Here is a 25,804-nt window from a genome sequence, read left to right as displayed (position 1 = left end):
TCATGAATAAATTCACGTTAGCGCTGGGGCTGTTCATCAGCGCATTTGCCTCCTCTGCGGCGGATATGTCCAGAGGTGCTGATAACTTTTATAAAAGCGATAAGCTCACGCAGCAAAAAGTGACCTTCAAAAACCAGTATCAGATGAACGTGGTCGGCAATTTGTTTATCCCGAAAACGATGAATCAGAACGCTAAAAACCCGGCGATCGTCGTTGGTCATCCAATGGGCGCGGTCAAGGAACAAAGCGCAAACCTGTATGCGCAGACGCTGGCGGAGCAGGGGTTTGTCACGCTGGCGCTCGATCTCTCGTTCTGGGGAGAAAGCGAGGGTAAGCCGGGTCACCTGATTTCACCGGAAATCTACACGGATGACTTCAGCGCGGCGGTTGATTATCTCAGTACACAGCCGTTTGTTGACCCGGAAAACATCGGCGTGCTGGGCATCTGCGGCAGCGGAAGCTTTGTTATCAGCGCCGCGAAAGTTGACCCGCGGATGAAAGCCATCGCCACCGTCAGCATGTATGATATGGGAGCCGCGTTCCGTAACGGCCTTAACCATTCCCAGACGCTGGAACAACGCAAGGCTTTTATCCAGTCGGCCATTGAGCAGCGGTTTGCCGAGTTCCAAGGGGGAGAGACAGCTTACATTCCGGGCACCGTGAATAAACTGGACGCTTCCACGCCGGAAATTCAGCGCGAGTTCTTTGATTTCTACCGCACCGAACGCGGCGGCTATACTCCGGAGGGCGAGAAAGAAGAACTGACGACAAAACCAATGCTGAGCAGTATCGGTAAGTTTATGAACTTCTACCCGTTCAACGATATTGAAACCATTTCACCGCGTCCGATGCTCTTTATTACCGGTGACCGGGCCCATTCAAAAGAGTTCAGCGAGGACGCCTTCAAACGCGCCGGTCAGCCTAAAGAGCTGTATGTCGTTCCGGGGGCCGGGCACGTCGACCTGTATGATCGCACTGACGTGATCCCCTTCGACAAACTGGCTAACTTTTTCCGTAGCAACCTGAAATAACGCGCTCGGTTAAACCAACTCGCGTCAGGATCATGGATGAGGCGGTATCCACTTTTCGATACCGCCGCTCTACACGGCGGGCTGCAGACTTGAGGGAACCGATGGGTTCCCTTTATTTGCGTGTACTGCTGTCTTACTCGCTGACCAGCCAGAATTCTGCTTCATCAAACATTTCTGTCACCACTCTGCTTATCTGCTCTTTCTCATGCTTGCTGGCGTCAGTATTGATGGCGGGTAAGGTCATCATGGGTTTGACGCGGACTTCCGCGTCAGGAAATACGGTGCGCACTCTTTTGCTCAACTCTGCCAGGATTATCTCTTTCGCGCCAGGCAAACCTTCAAAATTCCGTTTGTCATAGACGAGTTCCACAAACATGCTTTTACTCCATTTTACTGTATATAAAAACAGTATATAAACCGTCTGGGTCAGTGGTGTCAATTTTATTTGGCAATAAAAAACCCCGCCAGGCGGGGTGTATCAAAGCGAACGGCATGCTATACGGGGCTTACAGGGCTTTACCGCTAATCTTTTCCAAAATGGCGTCAGGTTTCGCGCTACCCAGAATCACCTTCGGCGGGTTATCGAGCACGATCATCGTGGGCGTCAGTTGGATGCCGAGACGTTCGGCCAATGCCGATTGTTTGACCACTTCATCCGAACAGCTGGCGCTGGTGTCGTTATTGGGCAGGAAACCGGCCATGGCGCCTTGCAGACTCTTCTGGCGATCGTCTGAGCACCAGACGCGACCCATATCTTCAATCACGGAATCGCGAATAGAAGGTGGGGCAACGGTCAGAAATGACATAGTCAGCCCGGCATCGTTGTAACTCTTAATGTTCTTGACTACCTGCGAACAGAAAGTGCACTGGTTATCGATGAACACCAGAACCTTGTGTTTTTCATCGGCAGCGGCAAAAGTCACTGGGGTTAATTCAGGCAGAGTGCGGTCGAGATCCTTTAATGCTTCTGCGGTGCTCTCATCGGCGCTGGCCGGGGCATCAGCGGAAAAAACGCTAAAACTCATCGCCCAGACTACTGGCAGGGCAATCAGCGGAATTACTTTCACGGTATACCTCATTGGATAATGCTTAGGATCGTCAACGGCGTTTACGGATGATGCTTTTAACATCAACTGCAAAACGCTGTGACTGTAGCGGATTGTGGTGTATTTGATCAATGTTTATTTTTTGTACAAAATGCGCGGGCTGGGGAAGCTATTTTGCAATCTGGAATCGGCGCAAACATTACGGGTATAATCTTGCAAAATTTATCAATGAGTTTAGAGCGAAGATGACAAAACTGACCTTACAAGAGCAGATGCTAAAAGCAGGGCTGGTCACCAGTAAAAAAATGGCTAAGGTTCAGCGCACGGCGAAAAAGTCGCGCGTTCAGGCCCGCGAAGCGAGGGAAGCCGTAGAGGAAAACAAAAAAGCCCAGCTTGAGCGTGATAAGCTGCTGAGCGAGCAGCAGAAACAGGCGACGCTGTCGAAAGAGTACAAGGCGCAGGTTAAACAGCTTATCGAGATGAACCGCATCACCGTTGCCCGAGGCGATATCAACTTTAACTTTACCGACAATAACTTGATCAAAAAAATTGCGGTGGATAAGCCGACGCAAACTCAGCTGATTAACGGCCGTCTGGCGATTGCGCGTCTCGCCACTAACGCGGCAGGCGAAAGTGAATACGCGATTATCCCGGCGGTTGTGGCGGAGAAAATCGCGCAGCGTGACGCAACCAGCATCGTTCTGCACAGTGCGCTCAGCCAGGAAGTACAGGACGAAGACGATCCGTACGCAGATTTCAAAATTCCTGACGACCTGATGTGGTAATCCGCTTCGGATTAAAACGGACTGGCGCTGTAGGCGTCAATCTTTTCCCGGGTAACGGGATGCACAAAGCTCAGCGCGCTGGCATGCAGCATCAGACGTGGCGTCTGTTCGGTTCCAGGGCGTTCGCGGCCACCGTAGAGGTCGCAACCTAAAATTGGGTAGCCCAATAGCTCGCAGTGAATACGTAGCTGATGGGTGCGCCCGGTTTCAGGAATAAGCTGCACGCGAGTCAACGCCAGGCGGTCGTGATAAAAGCGTGTCACAACCTGGTAGCGAGAACGCGCCGGCTTGCCATTGGCGGCGGAAATTGACATTCGCGGAAACCGTGCAGGATCTTTGGCAATTGGCGCATCAATCACTCCTTCATCCTCGTGTAGGTGTCCGCAAAGTAGGGCGCTATAGGTTTTTGTCACCGAACGCTGGCTGAACTGCTGACAAAGGGCGGCATTGATCGCTTTATTGCGGGCGACGACCATCAGCCCGGATGTCCCGAAATCCAGACGGTGGGCCAGCGTGCAGTCTGGAAACTGCTGAACCAGACGGTAGTGTACGGAGTCGAGATTCTGCGGGTTTTTACCCGAGAGACTGAGTAACCCGCTGGGCTTATTGATAATCAGCAGATGCGCGTCCTGATGGAGTATCTCTATTTGCTCATGGCAAGGTGGGGCAATAAAGGTATCGAGAATGGTAGACATCTGGCTGCACGGCTGGAGAGTGGGAGCGGATGATACCCAATTTTTCGCCAACAGGCGAATCCGGTGGGCTCGCCCAGAGGAAATTTATCATCCACACTTAACCCAAAGACATAGTCTGCGCGGGCATTGTGCATTACACTGCGCGCTGCAAAAAATTGAGTTGATAAACGATTAACCAGGCGGTAACGGCGATGAATGGAACAATCACAACGTGGTTTAAAGATAAAGGTTTTGGATTTATCAAAGATGAAAATGGCGATAATCGCTATTTTCATGTGATTAAGGTTGCCAACCCTGAGCTGATTAAAAAAGATGCAGCGGTAACTTTTGAACCCACGACCAATAACAAAGGGCTGTCAGCCTATGCGGTGAAGGTGATCCCGGATAGCAAGTACATCTACATTGCGGGCGAGAAGCTAAAGCTGACATCCATCAAGTCTTTCCTGGTCTATAGCGAAGAGGTTCCCGCGGAGACCCGAATCGATAAAGAAAATGCGGTGTTGTCGGTGGGCTTACTGATGAATAGCATCAAACCCAAAGCCGATGTCAAGCCGGGTGAGATGCGTACGCTGAAGAAGCTGGCCATCACGACGTTCCAGGGAACGACGCTGATTTTCTCGGAAGATGAGATCGATATAGAAGACACGGTAAAAATGCTGAAAGTCTGATCGCCGCGCGGTGATAAAAAGGGAGATAGCCATAATGGCGAGTCTCCCTTTTTTTATCGGTACCTAATTACGTAGGGCTAATAATATTCTCAGTATGTAATAGCTGGTTATCTTTAGACCAGTAATGGCGGCTCACCTCTTCAACGTCCACCACCCATTTAAATACCCCCGCTCGGGCTAACTCACGGCAGTATTGATCGAAATGAGTGATGCCAGTGAAATGGCGCCTGGCGGCAATTTTGGTTAAACAGCTACTGCCACCCGCACTGACCTTAATTAAGCTACGATGACTCTTCATGGCAACATAGGAATCGGTTGTTGTTACAATTTTGACATTGCCGGTGGCGACGAAATAAATGTAATACGAGATGTTGTTTTGTTTTAACTCTGTTAAAAACTGCAGGAAATCTGACTTGCATCTGACCTGCTCAAATAAGCCGCAGAGCATTTCACTAAATTCCATTTCTGTCCTCTATATATGCCTTTTATAACATTCGTGTTACTTATTGTTTTTGTGTGCGTTGTGATGATGTTTAGTTTAAACGATTAATCAATTAGAAATCGAATAATTAATCACGGACATTTTAGGGGCTGCGAATGAAATGGAGTAGTGTTTCAATTGTTACCAGGTGTTGCATGGCCCTACCGATTTTGATGGCGTGTGCAGGTCTATCCCCCTACACTAGGAAAGAAACTAAAAGGAGAGAACAATGTTAGAAGGGTACTTTGATCTTGATGGCGCAACCGGTGCCGATGTGGTTGAAAACAGAAAGCGTTTGCTGGCCGTTCAGGCGGCGCTGGAGATAGCAAAAGCGGCGGTTTCTGCCACGACGGCGAATTCCGGGATCCGTTCACAGATGGATCTGCGCAATGTCTCTCAAGAAGTGGCGACACTGGCTGACGCTATCCAGGATGCGTTGGAGTCTGAGGCGTAATAGGACAATACCGCCTTCGGGCGGTTATTAGCAATATCTATTGGTAAGCTTCATTTATATATAATTGTATATGTTTTTTGGGCATTTATCTCCAGCCGGGGTTGATGCTATGGTAGACATATTCATGCCGTATGAATTCAAAAAACATATTGGTATTAATTATAATTCCGCTGTAAATCAGATGTATATAAATAGCAAGTCACTAATTATTTTTTTTTGAATTCTAAGTTTGACTAAGCGCAATATTTTTTAGCATCTCAGCAGACTATAACATATAGAGTGGTCATGGAGGACTCGTAATGAGCCTAAGTTGTTCCAGAATAAATAGTCGAACGAGTTTATGTATCGTCTCCGCATGTTGCCTACTTGCGGCGATGTTTATGTTAGCGGACTATCTCACAACATTTAATATTGCTATCCCAGATATTTATTACCTGGTTTTTTCTGGGTTACTGCTATTACTTGATGCAATTATCTTTTTCTTCATGTTTTTCCAGTTTATTTGTAATAGAAAGCTACTCTATGTTGCCATTCTTGGGCTCGGTTTTTTGGTCGCAGATATCTACTGGCTTGAGGCGCTAACGCTTATCCAGCAACTTATTGCGTTATGCATCCCGTTGAAATCGATTACTAATGATTTGGCCATATTTTATCTGTTCCGCCAACTCACCATGATGTTTGCCGTTCTGGTCGCACTCTTTTATGTGTATCGCATGAATCGGAACATCGCACCTTCAGGTAAAGACGAGGTGTGGGTAATCGTACTGGCCTGTGTCTTCCTGCTGATGGCCATTCTGGCGCATAATTTATCTAGCTATAATCCGCAGATATCGCTCAACCTGATTGGTACAACATCACTGAATGGTCGTAATGCGTGGAATAATTATTACGGTATAGCGATCGTCGCCGCCTGGTTTATCACGCTGTTGCTGGCTATCGTCATTACGCAGCTGCGAAGCCTGTTATGGGTGAGTATCGCGGTCTTCTGCGTTTCCAGCTTGTTTAGCAACCTTATTCTGCTGAATCTCAGCGATTATAATTTCCCTGTCTGGTACCTCAGCCGCGGCATCGAGGTGGTCTGCACCTTTTTTGTGATTAATGTCCTGCTCTACGACATTTTCGTGATGCATAAAGAATCGACGAAGCTGTCGAACCACGACCCGCTGACCGGCATCTATAATCGTGCCTATTTCTATCGAGAGCTACAGCTACTGCTGGCATCCCGGGAGGATATCAGTTTGATGATTCTCGATATTGATCACTTCAAACGTATCAACGACCGTTATGGGCATCCGGTGGGCGATACGGTCATCAAAACCGTTGTGGACCTGGCGAAACGTTCCATCCGCGAGTGCGATATCATTGCCCGCGTTGGTGGAGAAGAATTTGCCGTGCTGATGCGCAACGCGTCATCAGAAGTCGCCATGCAGGTGGCTGAGCGGATTCGCGGTAAGGTTGAGGAGGAAACGGCGAAGCGCGCGCCTTACCGTACGCCGGAGCCAATGACCATCAGTATCGGCGTCTTTACGTCGTCAGATAAGCACTTCACCGCTGATGAATGCATTTCGTTTGCCGACAGGGCGCTGTATGCGGCCAAAAATAGCGGTCGTAACAAGGTGATGACCAGTGCTTAACATGCGCATTAGCGTGAGAAGGGGCTTTTCCTTCTGCGTTCAGGTGGTAAACTGAAAATGTGATGTTAATCATGACCTGCGTAAAAACGAAAAAGAGATACTGCTATGCAACATATCATTGAAGGGTTCCTCAACTTTCAGAAAGAAGTTTTCCCTCAACGTAAGGAACTCTTCCGCAGCCTGGCATCCAGCCAGAACCCAAAAGCGCTGTTCATCTCCTGTTCAGACAGCCGTTTAGTCCCCGAACTGGTCACGCAACAAGAGCCGGGGCAGCTGTTTGTCATCCGTAACGCCGGTAATATCGTGCCTTCTTTTGGTCCGGAACCGGGCGGGGTATCCGCGACGATTGAGTACGCGGTCGTTGCTTTAGGCGTAACGGATATTGTTATCTGCGGTCACTCTAACTGCGGCGCGATGAAAGCTATCGCCACCTGTCAGTGCCTGGAGCCGATGCCGGCTGTCTCCCACTGGCTGCGCTATTCCGACGCGGCCAAAGCGGTGGTTGAGAAAAAAACCTACGATAACGAAACCGACAAAGTTAACGCCATGGTCGAAGAGAACGTTATTGCTCAGTTGAATAATATCAAAACGCATCCGTCGGTGGCCGTGGGGCTCCGTGACCATGCGATCCGCCTGCACGGCTGGGTGTACGATATTGAAAGCGGCGAAATCCGCGCGCTGGACAAAAACAGCAAGACTTTCGTGTCGCTGGCCGATAACCCAGAGGTCTTTTTCGAGTAATCGGCAATAAGCGCCGCGTAATGCGGCGCTACGCGTTGCTGACCAGCTTCAGTTTTCCGCGTCTCGCTGAACGACGCGGGGCAGGGTTGGAAATCAGAAACAGAAAAGGGCGCCAGGCCATTACATTATCCTCCCGCTATCACTGTTTTAACCATGGCAAAGCGGGAGGAAAGGGCGTTACAACGAAAGTATGAATCCGTCGAATGCAGCCGATTCATGGGTGTGACGGCGAAAAAAGGGAGCCACGATAGGCTCCCTTTTTGACGTCCGGACGGCGTTACCAGCCGCAAACGTCATGCTCGTTTTCGGTATCGTACGCACGGACGGTATTGATCAGATCTTTCACCACATCCGCGGCAACATCCGGGACCAACAGCTCCATCGGCGTTTCAGTTTCATAATCGACGGAAATGCCGTTGCTATTGTTGGTGACGGTTACCGTATAAGTTGCCTTACTCATTGTTATTACCCCTTATGCGAATTAACCACTTTGCCCAGACCGGTGCCTTCAAGCGTCGCCTCAGGATCGGCAAAGAAGTCGATATTAAACCAGGTGTCGTCAGTCAGTAGCTCAATGCGATGCCACTTCTGCGGCGGCGAAATACCAAAGGACCCGGCTTCAATCACCACGTCGACGTCCGGTTCGGTGGCGTCGGCGTCAGGGAAGCCAAAGTAGCGCACGGCGCCTTGCATCACGGACAAGCGGCCATAGACGTGGGCTTTGGTATTGTGGTGGGTGAACAGGGCTTTCGGCGCGGTGTCTTTATTCCAGAACGGGGTCGAACGCGAATGAACAAAGTTCTCAGGAATACGTAACATGAATGATTCCTTACTCCAGTAGCTCGGAGTTCTATAGGGATTTCAGCACTTCAGCTTCAACAAAAAAGTCGATTTGAAAGACGGTATCGTCGGTCATTGTTTCGATGTAATGCCATTTTTCCGGTGGGAACACGCCAAAGTGACCGGTGTTGATGATCAGCTCACTGTCGGCCTCTGGTGACGTTTCGCTGGCAAAGCCGAGATAGCGTACGGCTCCCTGATGTACCGACAGGCGTGGATAGACGCCCGGGCGGGTGCCTTTATCAAGATGGCGCTGAAAAATACCGGCAGGCGCGGTGTCTTTGTTCCAGAACGGCGTGGAACGGGTATGAATACAAGTGTGCGGAATACGTAACATGTTTTCCCCCTCTATGTTGAGAGTATTAAAACACAAATTCAGAGCGCTGTTGATTAGAAAATGCATTTTAAATGCATCTTATTGTGGGTGTTAAAAAGTTGTTCTTTGCGCCAGGCGTAATAGCCAAATAACGCAACAATAAACATTCAATTTATGCTTCATTAATGTTACAAATACAGCAAAATATCGTGAGATCAGCGTCGGGAGGATGCGATGATTCTGGAGAAACTGCGGACGCCAAACGGCAAAAAATTCCTGCTGTCCGCTTTTGTGGTGTTTGTGATTGCCGCAGTGGTTGTCGGTCGTGCAACCTTTGGTGGCGTGGTGCGTGAATACAATCTGCCGTATGCCGACTGGACCACCAGCATGTTTGTGCTGCAAGGGGCGATGGTGTTTGTTTACAGCTGTATTTTCACGTTGCTGTTTGCGATTCCGCTGGGCTTCTTCTTCTTAGGTTCAGATAACCAGCGTTAATCCTTTCGTGCGGGCATTCTGCCTGCACGCGCATTTTCTTATTGTCTTTCCGGCAAGGAGCTGACACGATCAAAATTCACGCTTGCGGAAGATTTCATCCATACTGATCCAGATACGTAATGAAGACGTACCGTGACGCTTAGGTTGATTGCGTGGGTGGCGTTTCAGGGATTAACCCGTCGGTACGGAGTAGCAGTGAGAATTATTCAGGATAGTTTGCGTAAGAAGCAGTCGCTGCTGGCCTCCGCAGCGATAACGTGTCTGCTGGTCTGTATTGCCCTCTTTTTTCTGTATCAACGCGCGCTTTCACAGGTTAGCGAAGGCGTCAACACGTTACAAAACCAGATGATGACGATATTTAATGATAACGAGCTGATGGCTGAGGCTGCTGGCGTGCGTTATCAGCAAATCAGTCGTCATGAACTGTGCGGTGACGGAGATATTTTTCAGCCCCACGCTGGGGCCTGGGGGATTAATGCCGACCCTGAAACACTGGTGCCTGACCGTGGCGCCCTGGTGACCAGAACGCCGGAGTACAGCGCCCGCTGTATCTATGTTGCCGCGGAATATATTCGCGCAAAAGTGAAGGCGCTGAATCCGGGTCTGCACGATATCCATCGTTATATCATCGCCAATGATGGTCGCTGGTTTTACTGGTTTAACCCCGCCGACTCGATACCTTTTAGTTTTGCTACCTCGCAAATGGCGCGCGACCCTCAGCGTTTTTTCAGCGAACCCGAAATGTTCTATGACCGGGTTCTGCAAAAAGGCATGCGAAAGAAGTCGCTGAGTTCGACCCGTTTATACGCCGATAAAATAACCGGCGACCGGGCCTACAGCGTGGTGAGCTACATTTACGATCTCTCCGAGGGAGAACCGAGCAACCATATTATTGGCTATCTGGCCTACGATCTTTCTCGCCCGGAGCTGGAGTACATGCTACGTGAGGCGTTTAATGGCAAGGTGCCTGAAGGGCTGATTCTCGGATATGAAAGCCGACAGAGCGGTGAAGTGCTGTGCATCGTTAATAACTGTCGCTGGCTTGACGATGCGCATTCACATCCGGTTTCGCGGCGCTATGAGATTAAATACGCATTGCCCGGCTGGCTGTTTATCTCCCAGGACCGCAATGCGCTGGGCGTGCTCGCACTGGCGCCGGTGCTGCTCATTCTGCTGTTTATGTTGATACGTTACCATCTCAATCAAGCCGACCTGCGTTTTTACCGCGATCCGCTGACCGGGTGCTTCACGCGTAATATTTTCACCCTGATTCAGCAGCGATCGTTACCCTTTATGACGGTCATTCTGTTCGATTGTAATAAGTTTAAGGCGATTAACGACAGCTACGGCCATCAGGCAGGCGATCGTGCGCTGCAGGCGATTGCCGATTGTATGCTCAATGATGTGCGCGCCAACGATGACTGGGTGATTCGTAGCGGCGGCGACGAATTTGTCGTATTACTCAGTGACACCGATATTGCGCACGCGCATATGGTGGCTCAACGTATTGCAGCCAGCATTGCCGTGTACCCGTTCAGCCCGCAGGGACACCCGGTACATCTATCGGTATCGTGGGGCGTGGCGCCGTGCGTGGACTCGCTGGATGCGGCTATTCAGCAGGCGGATGCCCAGATGTATCAGATGAAGAAACGCCGAGGCGAGAGACGATAAGCCGACGCATGCGCGGCTTATCTAAGATTTACCACCAACCGAGCTGGACGCCGACGACGGTCACGATCGCGATGATTAGCATGATGATTGTGGTCTTTCTCATTGTGCTCCTCCCGGCAGCGCATAGCCGCCGATAAAAAACCAACCCAGAAAGATCACGGCAATAAAAAAGATAACGATGGGGAAGGCGATACCCAGTCTCATGGTGATATCCTGATTCCTGTTATAGATAGCGCGTATGATACTGTAATTAGCTCACCCGCTGGGTGCTAATTTCCGGGCGATGGCGAAATTTCTTGTCGCGATACATCGCGCTATCGGCTGCCCGTAGCGCGCTATCCGGGTCCATTTGGGTCGGGTCAACGCTGATGACGCCAATGCTGGCGCCGGGGTAGTGAATCAGTACGTCGCTTAGCAGGTAATCGCCAACCAGCAGCTGCCGCAGCGTCTCGGTAAACTGAGCCAACTGCGCCGTTGAGCGTTCAAGGGTGGCGACCATAAACTCGTCCCCGCCCAATCGCCCAAGCTGGTCATCGGCTGAGATGCCTGACTTCAGGCGCTGGGCCACCTGCTGTAAGAACTCATCGCCCGCCTGATGGCCATAGCTATCGTTGATCTTCTTGAAGTGATCGAGGTCAATAAATGCCAGAATCACTGAATGGTTGAGGTGCCTGGCCAGGGAAAAGAGGGTCTCGAGGTTTTCAAACACCGCGCGACGGTTTGGCAGCCCGGTGAGTGCATCGGTGTAGGAGTGGTAAATCAGCGCGGCATTCGCCTCCTGCAGCTGAGACACCAGCGATTCTTTCTCAATATAACGGGCAATGATACTGGCAAACAGCTGAAGTACGTGCTCGCTGTTAAAGCTGAGCGGCTTCTGTTGCTTGCTGGCGGCGCACAGCGTGCCGTACAGCGAACCATCGGTCAGATGAATAGGCGTACTCAGAAAGGTGGTGATCCCCAGCGCTTTTGCCGCGTCGCAATCGTTCCAGCGGCCCGGTACGTTATCGCTGTAAAAACAGTTGTCGTCCATGGCGCGTTTGCACAGCGTATCGCCCCACGGGACGGAGAGATTTTCGGGGATATCCATGTCACCGCTATTACGCGAGTAGACAATGTGCTGCAGGTCGGCCTGGGTATCAATTTTCGTCAGATAGGTCGATTCCATATTAGTGACCAACTCAAGCATCTCAAGCAGTTGACGGACAAGGTTCTCTAACGATTGTTCCGTAGCAAGTGTTTGCGATACTTTGGCAAGGATAATATCTGACATGGAAACGAGGGGCCCCTGGATTAGCAAAAGTAGTTATGGTGTATGATCCCAAAACGAAATTGGACCTCCTGAATTTTATACATTATGTATCCAGAAGGTAAGCGCTGTGTTGTGAAAACGGACAAAACTGAGGGTATGCGCTTCTAATTACAGGTAAAAAAAGCCCCATCGGGGGAGATGGGGCAAAGTAACTCATTGATTATGGAATGTTCTGTTCTCTGGTCAGTTGAGAACGAGACGTACTTTACGTCTCAAAAGTGTAGTTAAAATGAAGAAATTATGGAGTTTAAAGCTAAACTTCAGCGTAAAACTAAGGAGAATTTATGCAATCCCGCTATCTTTTACTGCTGCTTCTGCTCCTTGCTGGCTGTGCGAAACAGGCAGAACCCGAGGCGCCGAAACCGCCGCAGGTGGGTATGGCAAATCCTGCTGCGGTTTACTGCCAGCAGAAGGGCGGAGAAAGTATTCCGCAGGTTAATTCGCAGGGGCAATACAGCCTGTGTAAATTGCCAAACGGTGAAACCATTGAGGAATGGGCATTATGGCGTCGCGATCACCCTCAGAAACAATGACAGCGAAGCGCGCATCCAGTACAATTCGTGACCTAGGATTATTCTGATTAACGAGAGATGTATGTTTTCGCTTAAACCGGGCACCACCGCCATTATCATCGGTGCTCGTACGACTGCTGGTCGAGCCAATATCGGTAAAAGCGTTGAGCTTTTTGCCCTGATTAACCCAGGTGAGCGTTGCCTGAATCCGGTCAACGGCGTGATGACCGAACTGGCCGCCGACGCGCCGCGCGCGCTGTGGCTGGTGACTGGCGAGGTCAGCGCCGGTGAAGGTCAGCACGGTTTTGCATTTGTCCGTTCCGAGTATTTACTGCCATTGACGCCCGATGCGTTGCCTGCGCATGAACGTGAGGCGCTAGTAGGGTAAACGCGACGCCGTCAGACGCCGCGCGGTTGATGGGTTACAGGTTTTTCAACCACTCGGCGAGCACGCGCGCATGGTTTTGCGCCGTGTTCGCGGCGGCGTAAACCAGCGTCACCCCCTGCTTTTGTGCAATGTCCGCCAGGCGACGCCCATCCTCCAGATGATGGGCGAGCTCGTCGCGATAGTGTTGGCAGAAACAGGCAAAATCGATCACTTCGCCGTGAAAGGCCTTGCGCAGTTCGGCGGACGGGGCAAGGGTTTTACACCACTCATCGTAGATGAGATCTTCCTTTTTGATGCCGCGTGGCCACAGTCTATCAACCAGAACACGGTAGCCGTCATCGGGTGCGGCGTCTTCATATACGCGTTTACACTGGATCATATCCTTCCTCCCTTTATCCTCTTTGACCATACCACAAACTTTGGCTGGGTACGCTAGCCGGGTATTGCTATTGCGCGCAGACATCGTTAGTCTGAGGTTCCTTATGCCGTACGTTAACGTCAGCCCATAAGGACCTATCATGGAAAACTCCGCTGTAACTCCCACTCTTCATATTGCTCTGGTTGGCGACTATAACGCCGATGTTATCGCGCATCAGGCCATTCCGCTGGCGATCGATGACGCCGCGGCGGTGCTGGAAGTGCCCGTTGAATACCGCTGGCTGGCAACGCGTGATGTGAAAAGCGCCGACGATCTCGCCGAATTTGATGCTATCTGGCTGGTGCCTGCCAGCCCTTATCAAAATACCGAAGGCGCACTGACCGCCGTGCGCTATGCGCGTGAAAACAGCGTGCCATTCCTCGGAACCTGCGGCGGTTTTCAGCACGCCATACTGGAATACGCGCGTAACGTGATGGGCTGGGATGATGCAGCGCATGCGGAAACCGACAGCGAAGGGCGGATGGTGATTGCACCGTTGGTCTGCTCACTGGTGGAAAAAAGCGATACCATTGAGCTGCGCGCAAATACGCTGATTGCCCGAGCCTATGGGCGTGACAGTATTGAAGAAGGGTACCACTGCAACTATGGGATTGCCGACGACTTTGCCGCCGAGCTGGAAGCCCAGCCGCTGCGGGTGACGGGCTGGGATGATAATGGCGATATTCGCGCGGTGGAGCTGGTGACGCATCCGTTCTTCGTGGCGACGTTATTCCAGCACGAACGCAACGCGCTGGCCGGGCGTCCGGCACCGCTGGTGCAGGCGTTCCTGCACGCCGCCGCGCAGTAAAATCGATTCCAGTAGGCCGGATGGCGGCTACGCCTTATCCGGCCTACCTATCAGCGACTACCGACGTGAATTTCTCTATCGCGTCCGGCCAGCCCGCCGAATACGGCCATCACCAGCGCAATGGCTGCTACTGCCATCAGCGAAAGATGCCATGTCCCCGTGGCATCATGCATTTTACCCATCAGCGGCGGCCCGCAAGCCGCCAGCAGATAACCGACGGCCTGCGCCATGCCCGACAGCGCCGCAGCCTGGTGCGCCGAGCTGGCGCGTAGCCCGATAAACGTTAGCCCCAGAATCATTGTTGCGCCGGAGCCGAAACCAAAAATTACCGTCCACAACGCCGCTTGCGACGGGTATATCCAGTAACCCATGGCGCTTACCGCGCACATCAGCGCGACGGCGATGGCGATCCCGCGCTGATCCTTAAACCGATGCAGGATCAGCGGGATGACAAAGCCGGGCGCGGCGGTTGCCAGTTGGAGTAGGCCGTGCAGAGAGCCCGCCTGCGCTTCGCTGTAGCCCTGGCTCATCAAAATAGTCGGCAGCCAGCCGATGATGACGTAGTAAACCAGAGAGTTCAGCCCGAGGAAGAGCGTCACCTGCCAGGCTAGCGCCGAACGCCAGATCCCACGGTTGTGCATCGCACCGCTGCTGGAGAGCGCCGTGGCTTTCGATGCTCGCCACTGCGGTAGCCACAGCAGCAGCGCCAGCAGGGGGAAAGCCATGAGTAATAGCAGCGCGCCGCGCCAGCCGAAGCCGCTCAGCGCAATCGGCACGACCAGCGCCGAACCCAACGCGGCAGCGGCCCCCATCGTGACCGAATAGGCGCCGGTCATTTTGGCCACCTGGCCGGAGAAGTCCCGCTTAATCAGCCCGGGTAGCAGGACGTTACCAAGCGCGATCCCGCAGCCAATGACTGCGGTGCCGATAAACATCAGCATGATAGAGGGCAGGGAACGCACGGCGATTCCGGCGCAAATCATCAGCATGGCGATAAACAAGCTGCGTTCCATGCCAAGCCGACGAGCAATGCCAGCCGCCAGCGGCGATACCAGACCAAAGGCTAACAGCGGAAGGGTGGTGAATAGCCCGGTCTGCGCGGTGGTCAGGCCATATTCAGCGCGAATCGCATCGAGCAGAGGAGCCGCGCCGGTAAAAGTCACGCGTAGCGTCGAGGCAATCAGTAAAATACCGACAATCAACAGCCAGCGGCGTTGTGATGAAGCAACAGCGTCAGACATAGTGTTCTCAAACAGAAAATTGAGCGACTACGATACCCGGTTTAGCTCACGTTGAAATCAAGCTAAAATGACAGATTATCGCTAAATTCGGACAAAATAATGCTCGGACTCGGTTTAGGCGGCTATCACCCGGACAGTCACGATGACGCGGCGGTGGCGTTTGGTATACAAGTGGTGGAGGGAGAGCAGCACATTCCCGTCCATCAGCACCGTAAGGGGCAGTTGATTCTGGCGCTGCGCGGAGCGATTACCTGCGAGGTGGAGAACGCGATGTGGATGGTACCGCCGCAGTTTGCGGTGTGGATCCCCGGCGAAGTACCGCACAGCAACCGCGCCACGCCGCAGGCGGAACTGTATTTTTTGTTTATTGAGCCGGGAGCCGCGCGGATGCCGGCCCATAGCTGTACGCTGAAAATATCGCCATTAGTGCGCGAGCTGATTCTGACTCTGGCCGAGCGGAATGAAGCCGCACGTCAGACGCCAGAAAGCCAGCGTCTGATACAGGTGCTGTTTGACGAGCTGCCGCAGCAGCCGGAACAGCAGCTACAGCTGCCGGTATCCGCGCACCCGAAAATTCGCCTGATGGTCGAGACCATGGAAGCAGAACCGGCACAGTGGCAGACGCTGGCGCAGTGGGCCAGCCGCTTTGCGATGAGCGAACGCAACCTGGCGCGGCTGGTGGTCAAGGAGACCGGGCTTAACTTCCGTCGCTGGCGGCATCAGCTACAGCTGATCCTCGCGCTACAGATGCTGGTGCGCGGCCTGAACGTTCAGCAGGTTGCGCTATCGCTGGGCTACGACTCCACCACGGCGTTTATCACCATGTTTCGCAAAGGGTTAGGGCAAACGCCGGGGCGCTACCTGGCGGCGCTGACTACGACTTCCCAATAAGCAGCGATACCAGCCCGGCGGCAATCAGCGGCCCCACCGGCACGCCGCGAAACAGCGCCACGCCAAGTACGGTGCCGATCAGCAAACCCGCCACCAGATGGGGTTGACTGCCCATCAGCGTCACGCCGCGCCCGCCAAGCCAGGAGACAAATATACCGACGGCGATAGCCACCAATGATTTCCAGTTGCCGAACGAGTGGATAAGCGTGCTGGCGGGCAGAGCGCCGCTGGCGATCGGCGCCATGACGCTAATGGTGAGAATGATAATACCGATACTCAGCCCCTGTTTTTCCACCCACGGGAAAAAGGCACTGAGTGGCGTCACGCGGATAATGATCAGAACCAGAATAGAGACAGCGACGGTGGTGTTGTGGCTGATGAAGCCGAGCGCAGCCAGACCCAGGAGGATCAGCAGGGTGGTATCGAGCATAGAGCGGTAATCCTTGCCAAAAAGAGAAAAAGACAGCATTTCGTAGCCACGGCATCGCGACGCGTAGCCGGGCTACGTATTTTCGTTTGTCTACTTTACGCAAGAAGCGGCGCGTAAACAGGTCTTTTTCAATCTTAGTAATGGATTTCAGGCATTTGCCTGATTATTTGACCAATACCGTGATTAATGGGCTGCCTTCGCGAATAAACAGAGGAATCGTCTCCAGCCCGGCGGCGACGGCGATCCGCTGCCCCCCCTGATACTGCTCACCATCAAGGCCAACCCAGGCGTTGCCGCTCGGTAACCAGACGTCACGCTGACGCTGTCCGGCGTGCATCACCGGCGCGACCAGCAGGTCTTCGCCGAACAGATACTGATCCTCCGCTTGCCAGCTCTGTGGCTCGTCCGGGTAGTGCCAGAACAGCGGGCGCATCAGCGGGTCGCCGTGGCGGTGCGCATTGTCATACAGCGCATCAATGTAAGGACGCAGGCTTTCCCGCACCTCAAGCCAGCGCTGCATAATGGCGTAGTTTTCCTCGCCGTAGCTCCACAGCTCGTTTGGCGAGCCGCTGTCGCACTGCGGAATGCCGTTACGGTAGCTTTCCGGCGGCTGCACGCGCGGTTCACGGTAGCCATGCATACGCAGCACCGGGCAAAATACCGCCCACTGGAACCAGCGAATCAGCAGTTCGTGGAACGCCGGATCGTGAATATTGCCGCCCTGGAAACCGCCGATATCGGTAGTCCACCAGGGGATGCCCGCCAGCCCCATATTCAGCCCGGCCGTCAGCTGATTGCGGAAGGCGTGGAATGAGGAGTGGACATCGCCGGACCATGCCAGCACGCCGTAACGTTGGCTGCCCGCCCAGCTACAGCGCACCAGGTTGACGATATCGCGCTCGCCCGCCTCGCGCAGGCCGTCGTAGAAACCCTGGGCAAAATCGCGCGGATAACGGTTGCCAACTTCCAGCACCGGGCCCGCGTGATAGCGGTAGTTGTCAAAATCATAAGCGCGGTATTCCGGCTCTGCTTCATCCAGCCAGAACAGCTTGATCCCGAGATCGTAGTAGTTTTTCTTCACAGTCTCCCAGACAAACTGGCGCGCCTGCGGGTGGGTAGCATCGAAGAAGGTGGTATTGCCCATAAAGTCGAGATTGACCTGTACGCCCCGGTCGCTGGTGACCAGCCAGCCTTTAGCCTTCATCTGTGGGAACAGCGGACTGCGCGCTTCAACCGTTGGCCAGACTGAGACCATCAGCTTGATGCCCAGCGATTCCAGTTCGTCGACCATCGCCTGCGGGTCCGGCCAGTCAACCGGATCAAAACACCAGGTTCCCTGGTTCGGCCAGTGGAAAAAGTCGATAACCATGACCGACAGCGGCAGGTTGCGTCGACGATATTCACGGGCAACCTCCAGCACCTCCTGCTGATTGCGGTAGCGCAGCTTGCACTGCCACAGCCCGCTGATAAATCCCGGGGCGGGCGGCGGCGTACCGGTTGCGCGTGCGTACTGGCGGGTGACCTGAGCGATGCTATCGCCCGCGGTGATCCAGTAGTCCATCTCTTCGGTGACGCGCGCCGTCCACTCGGTGTGGTTTTTCGCAAGCCGCGCTTCTCCGATGGCCGGGTTGTTCCACAGCATGCCGTAGCCGAGGCTGGACTGTAAAAAGGGCACGCTAGCCTGCGAGTTGCGCTGGGCAAGCTCCAGCGAGCAGCCTTTGAGATCCAGCCACGGCTGCTGGTACTGGCCCATACCGTACAGCCGCTCACCATCGCGGGATTCAAAACGTACCGTGAGCTGGTATTTGCCGCCGGGCAGTGGTTTAAATTCACGGCCGTCCAGCTTTAGGGCACTGACGTATTTGTCCTGGCTCTTTTCGCTGGCGCCAATCCCAACGGTTGAACGCTGACGCCACATCTCTTCCAGCAGCAGCTCGCCGCGCTGGTTATAAAACGCCAGTTGTCCTTTGAGGTTCAACACCGCGCGAATGTTGCCGTGGGTTAAGGTCAGCGTTTCCGCATCCTGCTCAATGACGGCCTGGCCGCTGGCCTGTGGTAACAGCGCGTGCAGTTGGTCATTGAACGACGGAGCGCAGGTAGCACGTACGCGCAGGCTGTTCTCTCCCCACGGCTCAATGCGCAGGATCTGTCGTTCAAAACGCCATTCAATAGCGTTAGCGTGCTGGATTAATTCGCTCATGGTTGGCTCATCCTTTAACGAGAGATTGGGTTTTCGCGAGATTGATTTCCTGCATGGTGTGGTCGTCGAGCTTGTACCAGCGCAGGGTGATGAATGCGCCGAGCGACAGCAGCCCCGGCACCACGGTAAAGAGCGCGACGATGCAGTGCATCGCCAGCGGCGTTTGCTCCGCCGCGTTGGCGACGTAGCCGCTGAAGCCGAGCGTCCAGCCGACGATAGCCCCGCTCAGCGCCATACCCAGCTTAAGCACGGCCAGGAAGGTCGAGAAAATAATACCGTCCATGCGCTTGCCCTGACGCCATTCGCCGTAGTCGGCAACGTCGGCCATCATGACCCACATCAGGGTGGTCGTAGACTGATAAAGAGTAGAGACGATAAAGGTAAGCGGAACCAGCACCAGGACCGCTTTCGGCGCGAAGAACAGCCCGATGCTCAATAGACCGGCTAGCACGGAACAGTAGCCGAACATCTGTACCTTATTGGCATTGCGGGTCAAGCGTTTCGCCAGCAGGCTGCCGGCGGCCTTGCCGATAATGTGCGCGGCCAGCATCCACATAAAATAGGCGGCGTTACCAAGATAGTAGGTGACGAAATACATCATCGCGCCCAGGCGGATAACGCCGAAACCGATGTTGGTCATCACCAGCACGGCGACAACGCGCCACTGGTCATTGCGCAGCAAATCACGGAGTTCCGCGAGATAGTTGTTGTGGGTAGCGGGGGCTTTAATGCGCTCGCGGGTGTTGGCAAAGCAGAACCAGAACATGATGACCGCGGCGCTGGCCATAATCGCCATGGCCCAGCGATAGCCCGCCAGCTTGTCCGCGCCGCCGAGATATTCGGCCAGCGGCATCATAAAGAACGTTGACATTGCTCCGCCGAGGGTGGCGAGAAAAAAGCGCCAGGACTGCAGCGAAATGCGTTCGTCATTATCCGGGGTGATCACCGCCCCCATTGAACAGTAGGGAATGTTGATGGCGGTATACATCAGCATCATAAAGGTGTAGCTGACGCTGGCAAAAATCATCTTGCCAGACATATCCAGCGACTGCGGTACGGCGTAAGTCAGCAGGCAGCTTACGCCAAACGGCAAGGCCAGCCACAGCATCCACGGGCGAAATTTACCCCAGCGAGAACGCGTGCGGTCGGCCATATAGCCCATTGCCGGGTCGATGATGGCGTCGGCGGTGCGGGCCAGTAAGAACATGGTGCCGACAAAGGCGGCCGGTAGGCCCACCACGTCGGTATAGTAGAAGGTTAAGAAGATAATGACGTTATCCAGCCCGATGTGGCTGGCCATGTCGCCCAATCCATAGCTGATCTTTTCTTTACGGGTAACTTTCGTATTCATCAGGTCACCTGGTGTCGTTAAGGTACGATTGTGGGGAAAGACGCTATATAGTGTGGATGGGAGCGGGGAGTTAACAATTGCGATATTCCGTATTACGTTTACGTAAACTGCTTTACGTGATACCGGTAACAAAAGTACGTAACACGAGCGCAACGATTCATTCACCGGATTGATATCCGGCAAATGAAGGGATTAAGTCAGATTGAAGAGAGGGCGTCAGGACTGACGGCGGAAGGCAACCAGCTCCGGCTGGGCAATACGCAGGTAGTCGGCGGTGTTGAGAATGACCGATTTCTCCAGGCTACCGGCGTTAAAGGCGATCTCGTGATAGCGTTCAAACAGCAGCGGGTCGGCGATCAGTCGCAGGGCGCGATGAAAGCTAAATGGCGGGATAGCGCCAAAAACGCAGGCGGTCAGCGCGTCCACTTCGGCAGGGCTGGCCAGCGAGGCCTTCAGGCCGCCAACATACTGCGCGAGGCGCGAAAGATCGGCCTGCTGGTCGGCGGCGAGAATCGCCAACACGTGTTGATTCACGCCGTTGCCCTTCACCTTGCACACCAGCGCTTTGGCCCCCTGGCCCAACGCGGTGCCGCGTATTTCTGACACGGCTTCACATTTTCCTACCGCTTCATGCTCCATGACTCGATAACGCGCCTGCTGCTCGTCGAGCAGGGCGAGCAGCTGCTGGTGGATATTGGGTGATACTGGCTCAATCATGTTTTTTCCCCTGATGCGCCCCGCTCTTGCTGTGGCGCTGATTTTTCTGCTGGTACAGACGCCGATCGGCGATCTCCATCGCGCCGTCGAGATTGTCCCCAACGCGCATTTTGTACGCTCCCCACGAGAAGCTGACGCGGTTGTCTTCGTCGATAAGCGCCAGTTGATGCTTGATTCGCTGCGGAATCAACTGCGCGTCCTCTTCGTCATAGTCCACCAGAATTATGCAGAACTCGTCGCCGCCAAGACGCACCGCATAGTCGCTTTTGCGTACCGTCGCGGAAATGGCCTGCGCCAGCAGGATGATCGCCCGGTCGCCCTCGTTGTGCCCCCAGGTGTCATTAATGTGCTTCAGTTTATCCAGATCCAACGCGATGATCACGATGCTCGCACCCTGTTCGGTCAGCCGCTGCAGGCGCAGACTCTGCATCGGCGAGAGAATTTTACGGTTATATAACCCGGTGAGCGAGTCGCTGATGTTCTCTTTGCTGACCATCCGATAAAGACGGAAATGGGTGCGTACCAGGTGCAGCAGCGCAGCGGTGGTGAGCAAGTAGAAGAGGAACAGCTTCCAGGAACTGAGCAAGAAATAGGTCACGTCCAGCGACAGCTCCACGCGCATGTTCTCCGCCAGCGGGCGTGAGTAGTGAACATAGCTCAGCAGATGCGCTGCGCTGCGCTGGACTTCGATATTGGCGTTGTTGTCGGAATCAGTAAAGGAGATATCGAGATAACGCCAGACCAGCGGGCGATCGCGAGTGTAGAAAATCTCACGCATGTCCTGATGTGACAGGTCGACCATGACGATACCTTTCAACTGCTCCTGACGATAAACGGGGGTCAGAAAAGTTAAGATATTCTTACGAGTGAAGGTATCGACATAAATACTGGAGACCACCGTACGGCCAAGAAATAAATTTTCCAGACTGGCTGATGAAATTCCCAGGCGTGCGCCATAAAGAAAATTCCAGCTGGTTAAAGTAGGGTCTTTAATTATGACCGGTGAATTAAAATAAATATATTGATTCACCATATCAATATAATAGCGAAAACGCTTTTCCGGTCTGAGATCGTCAGGCAGCAGAGGATTCCAGACAATATCGTTGCTAATTGCGCTATCAAATGCCTGAAGCATCGGGAGGTCCTGAACCCACTGCGAGCAGGGCGTTTTGCCTGCGGTTAATGAACCCTTGAGCGGTGAGTAGTTATGACCGTCAATGTTCAGACCAACCACCTCGCCGCGGCGCTGCACGCTGTCACAAGCTCTCATGGCCGCATCGGCGGTAGGGACTTCATCCATCTTTCTCGAGAGTTGCGATATAATCAGCTGGTTCTGATATTTATCATAGAGAAAAGCCGATTCTCCTTTGTCTATGATATATCGCATATAATCCGTCATATCCCGATGGCTTGAGATCAACTCATAGATCAGAAATGAAGATGTGAGTATTACCACGCCGGATGAAATCACGAAGCGGAGTATTTTGTTTTGCAGTTTCATGGCGAAATGATGAGTTCTTCCGTGTAATGGGAAATTTTACCATGTGCGGGGCGCTATCACTAGCGAAGCATTAGCTATGAGAATGTATTACGAATATCGGGTGAGGACGACCTGTGACGAGGCTGCTGATTTATCTCCTTTTATTCCCATTCCTCGTCACGCATTGCACGAGAGGTTAGACAAACATCCTGACGGCACAATACACCAGCAGCAGCGCCAGGACGATATTCACGCTCCGGCCATGCCGACGAAACAATGACTGAAACAGATGGCCAGCCAGCGCCCAGATCAGATTCCCCAGACTGCCAATCACGGCCAGCAGCACGCTGACGGCGATGACCCAGAACATATCCTGCGTATAGGGTAATACGAAAGCGGACAGCGCCGTAATACCGTAAAGAATGATCTTCACGTTGGCAAACTGAAGACCAAAGCTGAGCCAAAATCCTAAAGGCTGCGTATTGGCTTCTGCTGCTGATGAACTGGTCGCTATTTTCCAGGCCAGCCAGAGTATATACGCCGCGCCTACCCACACCAGCCATCGGGTGATGGATGGCATCACGCTGATCAGCGCATAGGTAAACAGACCGCAAAGGAGCATCAGCACCAGAAAGCCAGCGCTCATACCGGCCAGGACGCGAACACTACGGCGTAAACCATGCTGATTGACCGAACTTAACGCGAGGATATTGTTAGGCCCGGGCGTCAGCGCGGTAATGAGGGTATAGGTTAAAAAGCCGCTAATAATGAGAGTGGTCAATTGTATTCTCCTTGTTTCTGCTGCATATTAGCCGCGTAAAAACATTCAAAAAAGCGAATGTTTTAAATGTCAAACTTTCAGTATTTCGATGTGTTTGCGTGAGAGGAATCTATGGACTTGCGTCGTTTCATCACTTTTAAAACGGTTGTTGAAGAAGGGTCGTTTGCTCAGGCCGCGCGCAAGCTGTGCTGCACGCAATCTACCGTCACTTTTCAGATCCAACAGCTGGAACAGGAACTGTCATACTCGGTATTTGAGAAAGTGGGGCGCCGAATGGTTCTCACGCCTGCGGGGAAATTACTCCTGCCAAGGGTAAGAGAACTGACGCGTGTGCTGGAGGGAATTCGGCAGATCTCCGATCGCGAGGAAGAGATCGCCGGGGACCTTAGGGTGATGGTTGGGGAAACCTTACTCGCCTACAAAATGCCGGAGGTTCTGAAACTGCTGAGGATTAAAGCGCCAAAAGTGCGTCTTTCTCTCCAGTCGGTAAACTGTTATGCCATTCGGGACGCGCTGCTCAACGATAATACGGATCTGGGCGTCTTTTACCGCGTGGGCCATGATGAAGCGCTGCACAAGGAATATTTTGGCCAACAGGAATTGGTGCTGGTGGCATCCCCGGAGCTGCAGGGCGTTGATTTCACCAGAAAGAATCAGCATATTCCGCTCAGTTTCATTATCAATGAACCGCAGTGCGTTTTCAGGCAACTCTTCGAATCGACGCTCCGCGAAAGAAAGATCACGTTAGACAACACGATTGAGCTATGGAGCATTGAGAGCATTAAACGCTGCGTGGCCAGCAATCTGGGGATCTCATTCCTGCCTCTTTTCAGCGTATTGCGGGAACTGGAATCCGGCGAGTTGATAAGGCTTCCTTTTTCCGCCGCGCCGATGACGATAACGGCGCTTTGCGCCTATCATGCCGACAGAACGCTGAGTCCCGCGATGGAGATATTCATTGACTGCATGCGGCAGTGTTTAGGGGAGGCGCATTCTGAATGCCTGGGGGAATTATCTCCCCATCTTGACGTCTCGTCGTAGGTGAAGAAATCAGCCAGAAAACAAGTTAACTGGCTGATTTTTTTTATTAATCCTTGATGGTGCTACCCTGTTTGTGGAACAGCTCGCGGAACACCGGGTAAATATCTTCCTGATCGCGGATATGCTGAATGGCAAAGTTATCGAACGTCTGTTGCAGATGTTCATACTCGCGCCATAGGGTCTGATGCGCCCGGCGGGTGATTTCGATATAGCTGTAGTAACGCACCACCGGCAGAATTTTCTTCGCCAGAATTTCGTGACACAGCGGTGAGTCATCCGCCCAGTTATCGCCATCCGACGCCTGTGCCGCATAGATGTTCCACTGCGCCGGGTCGTAGCGCGCTTTAACCACCTCATCCATCAGCTTCAGCGCGCTGGAGACGATGGTGCCGCCCGTTTCCTGAGAGTAGAAGAACTCATGCTCATCCACCTCTTTGGCCTGGGTGTGGTGACGAATGTAGACCACTTCGACGTTTTTATAGGTTCGGCTCAGGAACAGATAGAGCAGGATATAAAAGCGTTTTGCCATGTCTTTAGTGGACTGATCCATCGAACCGGAAACATCCATCAGGCAGAACATCACCGCCTGGCTGGAGGGCTCTGGCCGTTTCTCGTAGTTTTTGTAGCGTAAGTCAAAAGTGTCGATAAACGGTACGCGATCGATCTTCGCCCGCAGCTCGGCGATCTCTTTGCGTAAACGCTCCTCTTCCAGCAGCTGCGCCGGCTCGCTTTTCGCGACTTCATCCAGCGTGGCTTCCAGCGCGTGCAGTTCACGGCGCTTGCCTGCCGTCATGGCGGTACGGCGGGCAAGGGAGTTTTGCAGCGAACGCACGACGCTGATATTGGCGGGCACGCCGTTCGAGGTGAAGCCCGCGCGGTGGGTTTTATATTCGGTAAGCTGGCGCTGCTGGTTGCGTTTGAGATTCGGCAAGGCCAGATCCTCAAACAGCAGATCCAGATACTCGTCTTTGGAAATCTGAAACACAAACTCGTCCTGGCCTTCGCCGTCGGCGCTGGCCTGGCCCTGTCCGCTACCGCCACCTCCGCCGCCGCCCTGAGGGCGCTCGATGCGATCGTTTTGTACAAAGTGGTCGTTACCGGGATGAACCCGATGGCGTAATCCTCCGCGTCCCTGATGGAACATAGGTTCGCTAATATCATCCGTCGGAATAGAGACGGACTCGCCGCTGTCGATGTCGGTCACCGAACGCTTGTTGATGGCCTCGGAGATCGACTGTTTTATTTGCGCTTTATAACGGCGCAAGAAGCGCTGGCGGTTAACCGCGCTCTTGTTTTTGCCGTTGAGACGCCGGTCAATAAACCAGGTCATATATCCCTCCCGTACTGCATTTGCCAACTTGCAGCGCCTGTAAGTGCCGG

Annotated in this window: 31 protein-coding genes; 13 read left to right on the top strand and 18 right to left on the bottom strand. The window is 53.2% G+C overall.

The genetic code is table 11. The features are described from left to right. The first annotated feature begins 2 nt into the window (after nt 1–2). Nucleotides 3–1,031, top strand: coding sequence for an alpha/beta hydrolase (locus ABTW00_RS13825; protein ID WP_433636065.1), 1,029 nt, complete (start codon nt 3–5; stop codon nt 1,029–1,031). A gap of 133 nt (nt 1,032–1,164) precedes the next feature. Here ABTW00_RS13825 and ABTW00_RS13820 read toward each other — a convergent pair whose 3' ends face one another. Both ABTW00_RS13820 and ABTW00_RS13815 read right to left on the bottom strand, forming a co-directional pair. Next, nucleotides 1,165–1,407 carry a DinI-like family protein gene (locus ABTW00_RS13820; RefSeq protein ID WP_433636063.1) on the bottom strand — a complete coding sequence of 81 codons (243 nt, stop codon included), beginning with the start codon at nt 1,405–1,407 and terminating at the stop codon, nt 1,165–1,167. A gap of 130 nt (nt 1,408–1,537) precedes the next feature. Then, a complete protein-coding gene (locus ABTW00_RS13815) occupies nt 1,538–2,098 on the bottom strand; it encodes a thioredoxin fold domain-containing protein (protein WP_416374524.1) in 561 nt (186 codons plus the stop codon). Between the two features lie 224 nt (nt 2,099–2,322). Between ABTW00_RS13815 and ABTW00_RS13810 the strand changes: the two genes are divergently transcribed. Next, nucleotides 2,323–2,862: a DUF2058 domain-containing protein gene (locus ABTW00_RS13810; protein WP_065356337.1), complete on the top strand. Its 540-nt coding sequence runs from the start codon at nt 2,323–2,325 to the stop codon at nt 2,860–2,862. A gap of 11 nt (nt 2,863–2,873) precedes the next feature. Here ABTW00_RS13810 and ABTW00_RS13805 read toward each other — a convergent pair whose 3' ends face one another. Beyond that, nucleotides 2,874–3,557 carry an RluA family pseudouridine synthase gene (locus tag ABTW00_RS13805; RefSeq protein ID WP_064546301.1) on the bottom strand — a complete coding sequence of 228 codons (684 nt, stop codon included), beginning with the start codon at nt 3,555–3,557 and terminating at the stop codon, nt 2,874–2,876. Nucleotides 3,558–3,748: 191 nt separating this feature from the next. Between ABTW00_RS13805 and ABTW00_RS13800 the strand changes: the two genes are divergently transcribed. Beyond that, nucleotides 3,749–4,225 (top strand): cold-shock protein, encoded by a 477-nt coding sequence (locus ABTW00_RS13800; RefSeq protein ID WP_065356339.1) that lies wholly within the window; start codon nt 3,749–3,751, stop codon nt 4,223–4,225. 67 nt (nt 4,226–4,292) lie between these two features. Here ABTW00_RS13800 and ABTW00_RS13795 read toward each other — a convergent pair whose 3' ends face one another. Further along, on the bottom strand, nt 4,293–4,688 hold the full coding sequence (locus tag ABTW00_RS13795; RefSeq protein ID WP_064546298.1) for a DUF1398 family protein: 396 nt from the start codon (nt 4,686–4,688) through the stop codon (nt 4,293–4,295). A gap of 247 nt (nt 4,689–4,935) precedes the next feature. Here ABTW00_RS13795 and ABTW00_RS13790 point away from each other — a divergent pair, with 247 nt between their 5' ends. From ABTW00_RS13790 to ABTW00_RS13780, 3 genes are all read left to right on the top strand, one after another. Further along, nucleotides 4,936–5,160 carry a hypothetical protein gene (locus tag ABTW00_RS13790; protein ID WP_064546296.1) on the top strand — a complete coding sequence of 75 codons (225 nt, stop codon included), beginning with the start codon at nt 4,936–4,938 and terminating at the stop codon, nt 5,158–5,160. A gap of 299 nt (nt 5,161–5,459) precedes the next feature. After that, nucleotides 5,460–6,794, top strand: coding sequence for an MASE4 domain-containing protein (locus ABTW00_RS13785; protein WP_433636061.1), 1,335 nt, complete (start codon nt 5,460–5,462; stop codon nt 6,792–6,794). Between the two features lie 105 nt (nt 6,795–6,899). Beyond that, on the top strand, nt 6,900–7,535 hold the full coding sequence (locus tag ABTW00_RS13780; protein WP_065356340.1) for a carbonic anhydrase: 636 nt from the start codon (nt 6,900–6,902) through the stop codon (nt 7,533–7,535). Nucleotides 7,536–7,812: 277 nt separating this feature from the next. Here the strand turns inward: ABTW00_RS13780 and ABTW00_RS13775 are convergent, their stop codons facing one another. The 3 genes from ABTW00_RS13775 to ABTW00_RS13765 are packed head-to-tail and all read right to left on the bottom strand — an operon-like array spanning nt 7,813 to nt 8,712. After that, nucleotides 7,813–7,995 (bottom strand): DUF1869 domain-containing protein, encoded by a 183-nt coding sequence (locus tag ABTW00_RS13775; RefSeq protein ID WP_064546290.1) that lies wholly within the window; start codon nt 7,993–7,995, stop codon nt 7,813–7,815. A 5-nt stretch (nt 7,996–8,000) separates the two neighbouring features. Continuing rightward, a complete protein-coding gene (locus tag ABTW00_RS13770; RefSeq protein ID WP_065356341.1) occupies nt 8,001–8,354 on the bottom strand; it encodes a DUF1971 domain-containing protein in 354 nt (117 codons plus the stop codon). A 31-nt stretch (nt 8,355–8,385) separates the two neighbouring features. Next, a complete protein-coding gene (locus tag ABTW00_RS13765) occupies nt 8,386–8,712 on the bottom strand; it encodes a DUF1971 domain-containing protein (protein ID WP_064546286.1) in 327 nt (108 codons plus the stop codon). 213 nt (nt 8,713–8,925) lie between these two features. Between ABTW00_RS13765 and ABTW00_RS13760 the strand changes: the two genes are divergently transcribed. Continuing rightward, on the top strand, nt 8,926–9,186 hold the full coding sequence (locus tag ABTW00_RS13760) for a DUF2534 family protein (RefSeq protein WP_064546284.1): 261 nt from the start codon (nt 8,926–8,928) through the stop codon (nt 9,184–9,186). Nucleotides 9,187–9,381: 195 nt separating this feature from the next. Continuing rightward, the gene (locus tag ABTW00_RS13755; protein ID WP_433636060.1) at nt 9,382–10,857 is read left to right on the top strand and encodes a GGDEF domain-containing protein; all 1,476 of its coding nucleotides are present in this window, start codon (nt 9,382–9,384) and stop codon (nt 10,855–10,857) included. 99 nt (nt 10,858–10,956) lie between these two features. On the opposite strand, the gene ABTW00_RS13750 is transcribed toward ABTW00_RS13755, so the two are convergent. Together ABTW00_RS13750 and ABTW00_RS13745 are read right to left on the bottom strand one after the other, a co-directional pair. Then, complete coding sequence (locus tag ABTW00_RS13750; protein ID WP_100249921.1) at nt 10,957–11,061, bottom strand: YoaK family small membrane protein; 105 nt, start codon at nt 11,059–11,061, stop codon at nt 10,957–10,959. A gap of 46 nt (nt 11,062–11,107) precedes the next feature. After that, nucleotides 11,108–12,127, bottom strand: coding sequence for a sensor domain-containing diguanylate cyclase (locus ABTW00_RS13745; RefSeq protein WP_433636058.1), 1,020 nt, complete (start codon nt 12,125–12,127; stop codon nt 11,108–11,110). 323 nt (nt 12,128–12,450) lie between these two features. Here ABTW00_RS13745 and ABTW00_RS13740 point away from each other — a divergent pair, with 323 nt between their 5' ends. Both ABTW00_RS13740 and ABTW00_RS13735 read left to right on the top strand, forming a co-directional pair. After that, nucleotides 12,451–12,699 carry a putative hemolysin gene (locus tag ABTW00_RS13740; RefSeq protein WP_433636056.1) on the top strand — a complete coding sequence of 83 codons (249 nt, stop codon included), beginning with the start codon at nt 12,451–12,453 and terminating at the stop codon, nt 12,697–12,699. Between the two features lie 61 nt (nt 12,700–12,760). After that, nucleotides 12,761–13,066: a hypothetical protein gene (locus ABTW00_RS13735; protein WP_271446837.1), complete on the top strand. Its 306-nt coding sequence runs from the start codon at nt 12,761–12,763 to the stop codon at nt 13,064–13,066. 34 nt (nt 13,067–13,100) lie between these two features. Here ABTW00_RS13735 and ABTW00_RS13730 read toward each other — a convergent pair whose 3' ends face one another. Next, complete coding sequence (locus ABTW00_RS13730) at nt 13,101–13,445, bottom strand: DUF488 domain-containing protein (protein ID WP_065356346.1); 345 nt, start codon at nt 13,443–13,445, stop codon at nt 13,101–13,103. A 139-nt stretch (nt 13,446–13,584) separates the two neighbouring features. Between ABTW00_RS13730 and ABTW00_RS13725 the strand changes: the two genes are divergently transcribed. Continuing rightward, nucleotides 13,585–14,292 (top strand): CTP synthase C-terminal region-related (seleno)protein, encoded by a 708-nt coding sequence (locus ABTW00_RS13725; protein ID WP_433636054.1) that lies wholly within the window; start codon nt 13,585–13,587, stop codon nt 14,290–14,292. A gap of 50 nt (nt 14,293–14,342) precedes the next feature. On the opposite strand, the gene ABTW00_RS13720 is transcribed toward ABTW00_RS13725, so the two are convergent. Next, the gene (locus ABTW00_RS13720) at nt 14,343–15,533 is read right to left on the bottom strand and encodes a CynX/NimT family MFS transporter (protein WP_065356348.1); all 1,191 of its coding nucleotides are present in this window, start codon (nt 15,531–15,533) and stop codon (nt 14,343–14,345) included. A gap of 99 nt (nt 15,534–15,632) precedes the next feature. Between ABTW00_RS13720 and ABTW00_RS13715 the strand changes: the two genes are divergently transcribed. Further along, complete coding sequence (locus ABTW00_RS13715; RefSeq protein WP_433636052.1) at nt 15,633–16,424, top strand: AraC family transcriptional regulator; 792 nt, start codon at nt 15,633–15,635, stop codon at nt 16,422–16,424. On the opposite strand, the gene ABTW00_RS13710 is transcribed toward ABTW00_RS13715, so the two are convergent. The 6 genes from ABTW00_RS13710 to eamB form a co-directional block, all read right to left on the bottom strand. Then, the gene (locus ABTW00_RS13710) at nt 16,408–16,854 is read right to left on the bottom strand and encodes a DUF441 domain-containing protein (RefSeq protein ID WP_064546264.1); all 447 of its coding nucleotides are present in this window, start codon (nt 16,852–16,854) and stop codon (nt 16,408–16,410) included. The two genes, ABTW00_RS13715 and ABTW00_RS13710, sit on opposite strands and share 17 nt — an antisense overlap. Nucleotides 16,855–17,017: 163 nt before the next feature. After that, entirely contained in the window at nt 17,018–19,054 is a 2,037-nt protein-coding gene (locus ABTW00_RS13705) for a glycoside hydrolase family 31 protein (protein WP_433636050.1), read from the bottom strand. 7 nt (nt 19,055–19,061) lie between these two features. Beyond that, on the bottom strand, nt 19,062–20,405 hold the full coding sequence (locus tag ABTW00_RS13700) for a glycoside-pentoside-hexuronide (GPH):cation symporter (protein WP_074398798.1): 1,344 nt from the start codon (nt 20,403–20,405) through the stop codon (nt 19,062–19,064). Nucleotides 20,406–20,621: 216 nt separating this feature from the next. Beyond that, nucleotides 20,622–21,122: a YbaK/prolyl-tRNA synthetase associated domain-containing protein gene (locus ABTW00_RS13695; RefSeq protein ID WP_065356350.1), complete on the bottom strand. Its 501-nt coding sequence runs from the start codon at nt 21,120–21,122 to the stop codon at nt 20,622–20,624. Then, nucleotides 21,115–22,623 (bottom strand): diguanylate cyclase DgcJ, encoded by a 1,509-nt coding sequence (dgcJ, locus tag ABTW00_RS13690; RefSeq protein WP_433636049.1) that lies wholly within the window; start codon nt 22,621–22,623, stop codon nt 21,115–21,117. Before dgcJ ends, ABTW00_RS13695 begins: the two co-directional genes overlap by 8 nt. Nucleotides 22,624–22,798: 175 nt before the next feature. Continuing rightward, entirely contained in the window at nt 22,799–23,383 is a 585-nt protein-coding gene (gene eamB / locus ABTW00_RS13685) for a cysteine/O-acetylserine transporter (protein ID WP_065356352.1), read from the bottom strand. Between the two features lie 111 nt (nt 23,384–23,494). Between eamB and ABTW00_RS13680 the strand changes: the two genes are divergently transcribed. Further along, on the top strand, nt 23,495–24,424 hold the full coding sequence (locus ABTW00_RS13680) for a LysR family transcriptional regulator (protein ID WP_271446833.1): 930 nt from the start codon (nt 23,495–23,497) through the stop codon (nt 24,422–24,424). A 46-nt stretch (nt 24,425–24,470) separates the two neighbouring features. Here ABTW00_RS13680 and ABTW00_RS13675 read toward each other — a convergent pair whose 3' ends face one another. Then, nucleotides 24,471–25,754, bottom strand: coding sequence for a YeaH/YhbH family protein (locus ABTW00_RS13675; RefSeq protein ID WP_064546253.1), 1,284 nt, complete (start codon nt 25,752–25,754; stop codon nt 24,471–24,473). Nucleotides 25,755–25,804 lie beyond the last annotated feature (50 nt).

The sequence above is a fragment of the Kluyvera georgiana genome, assembly GCF_050990895.1.
GTDB classification, from domain to species: Bacteria; Pseudomonadota; Gammaproteobacteria; order Enterobacterales; family Enterobacteriaceae; genus Kluyvera; species Kluyvera georgiana.
This window is presented reverse-complemented; position numbering and strand designations above follow the sequence as displayed.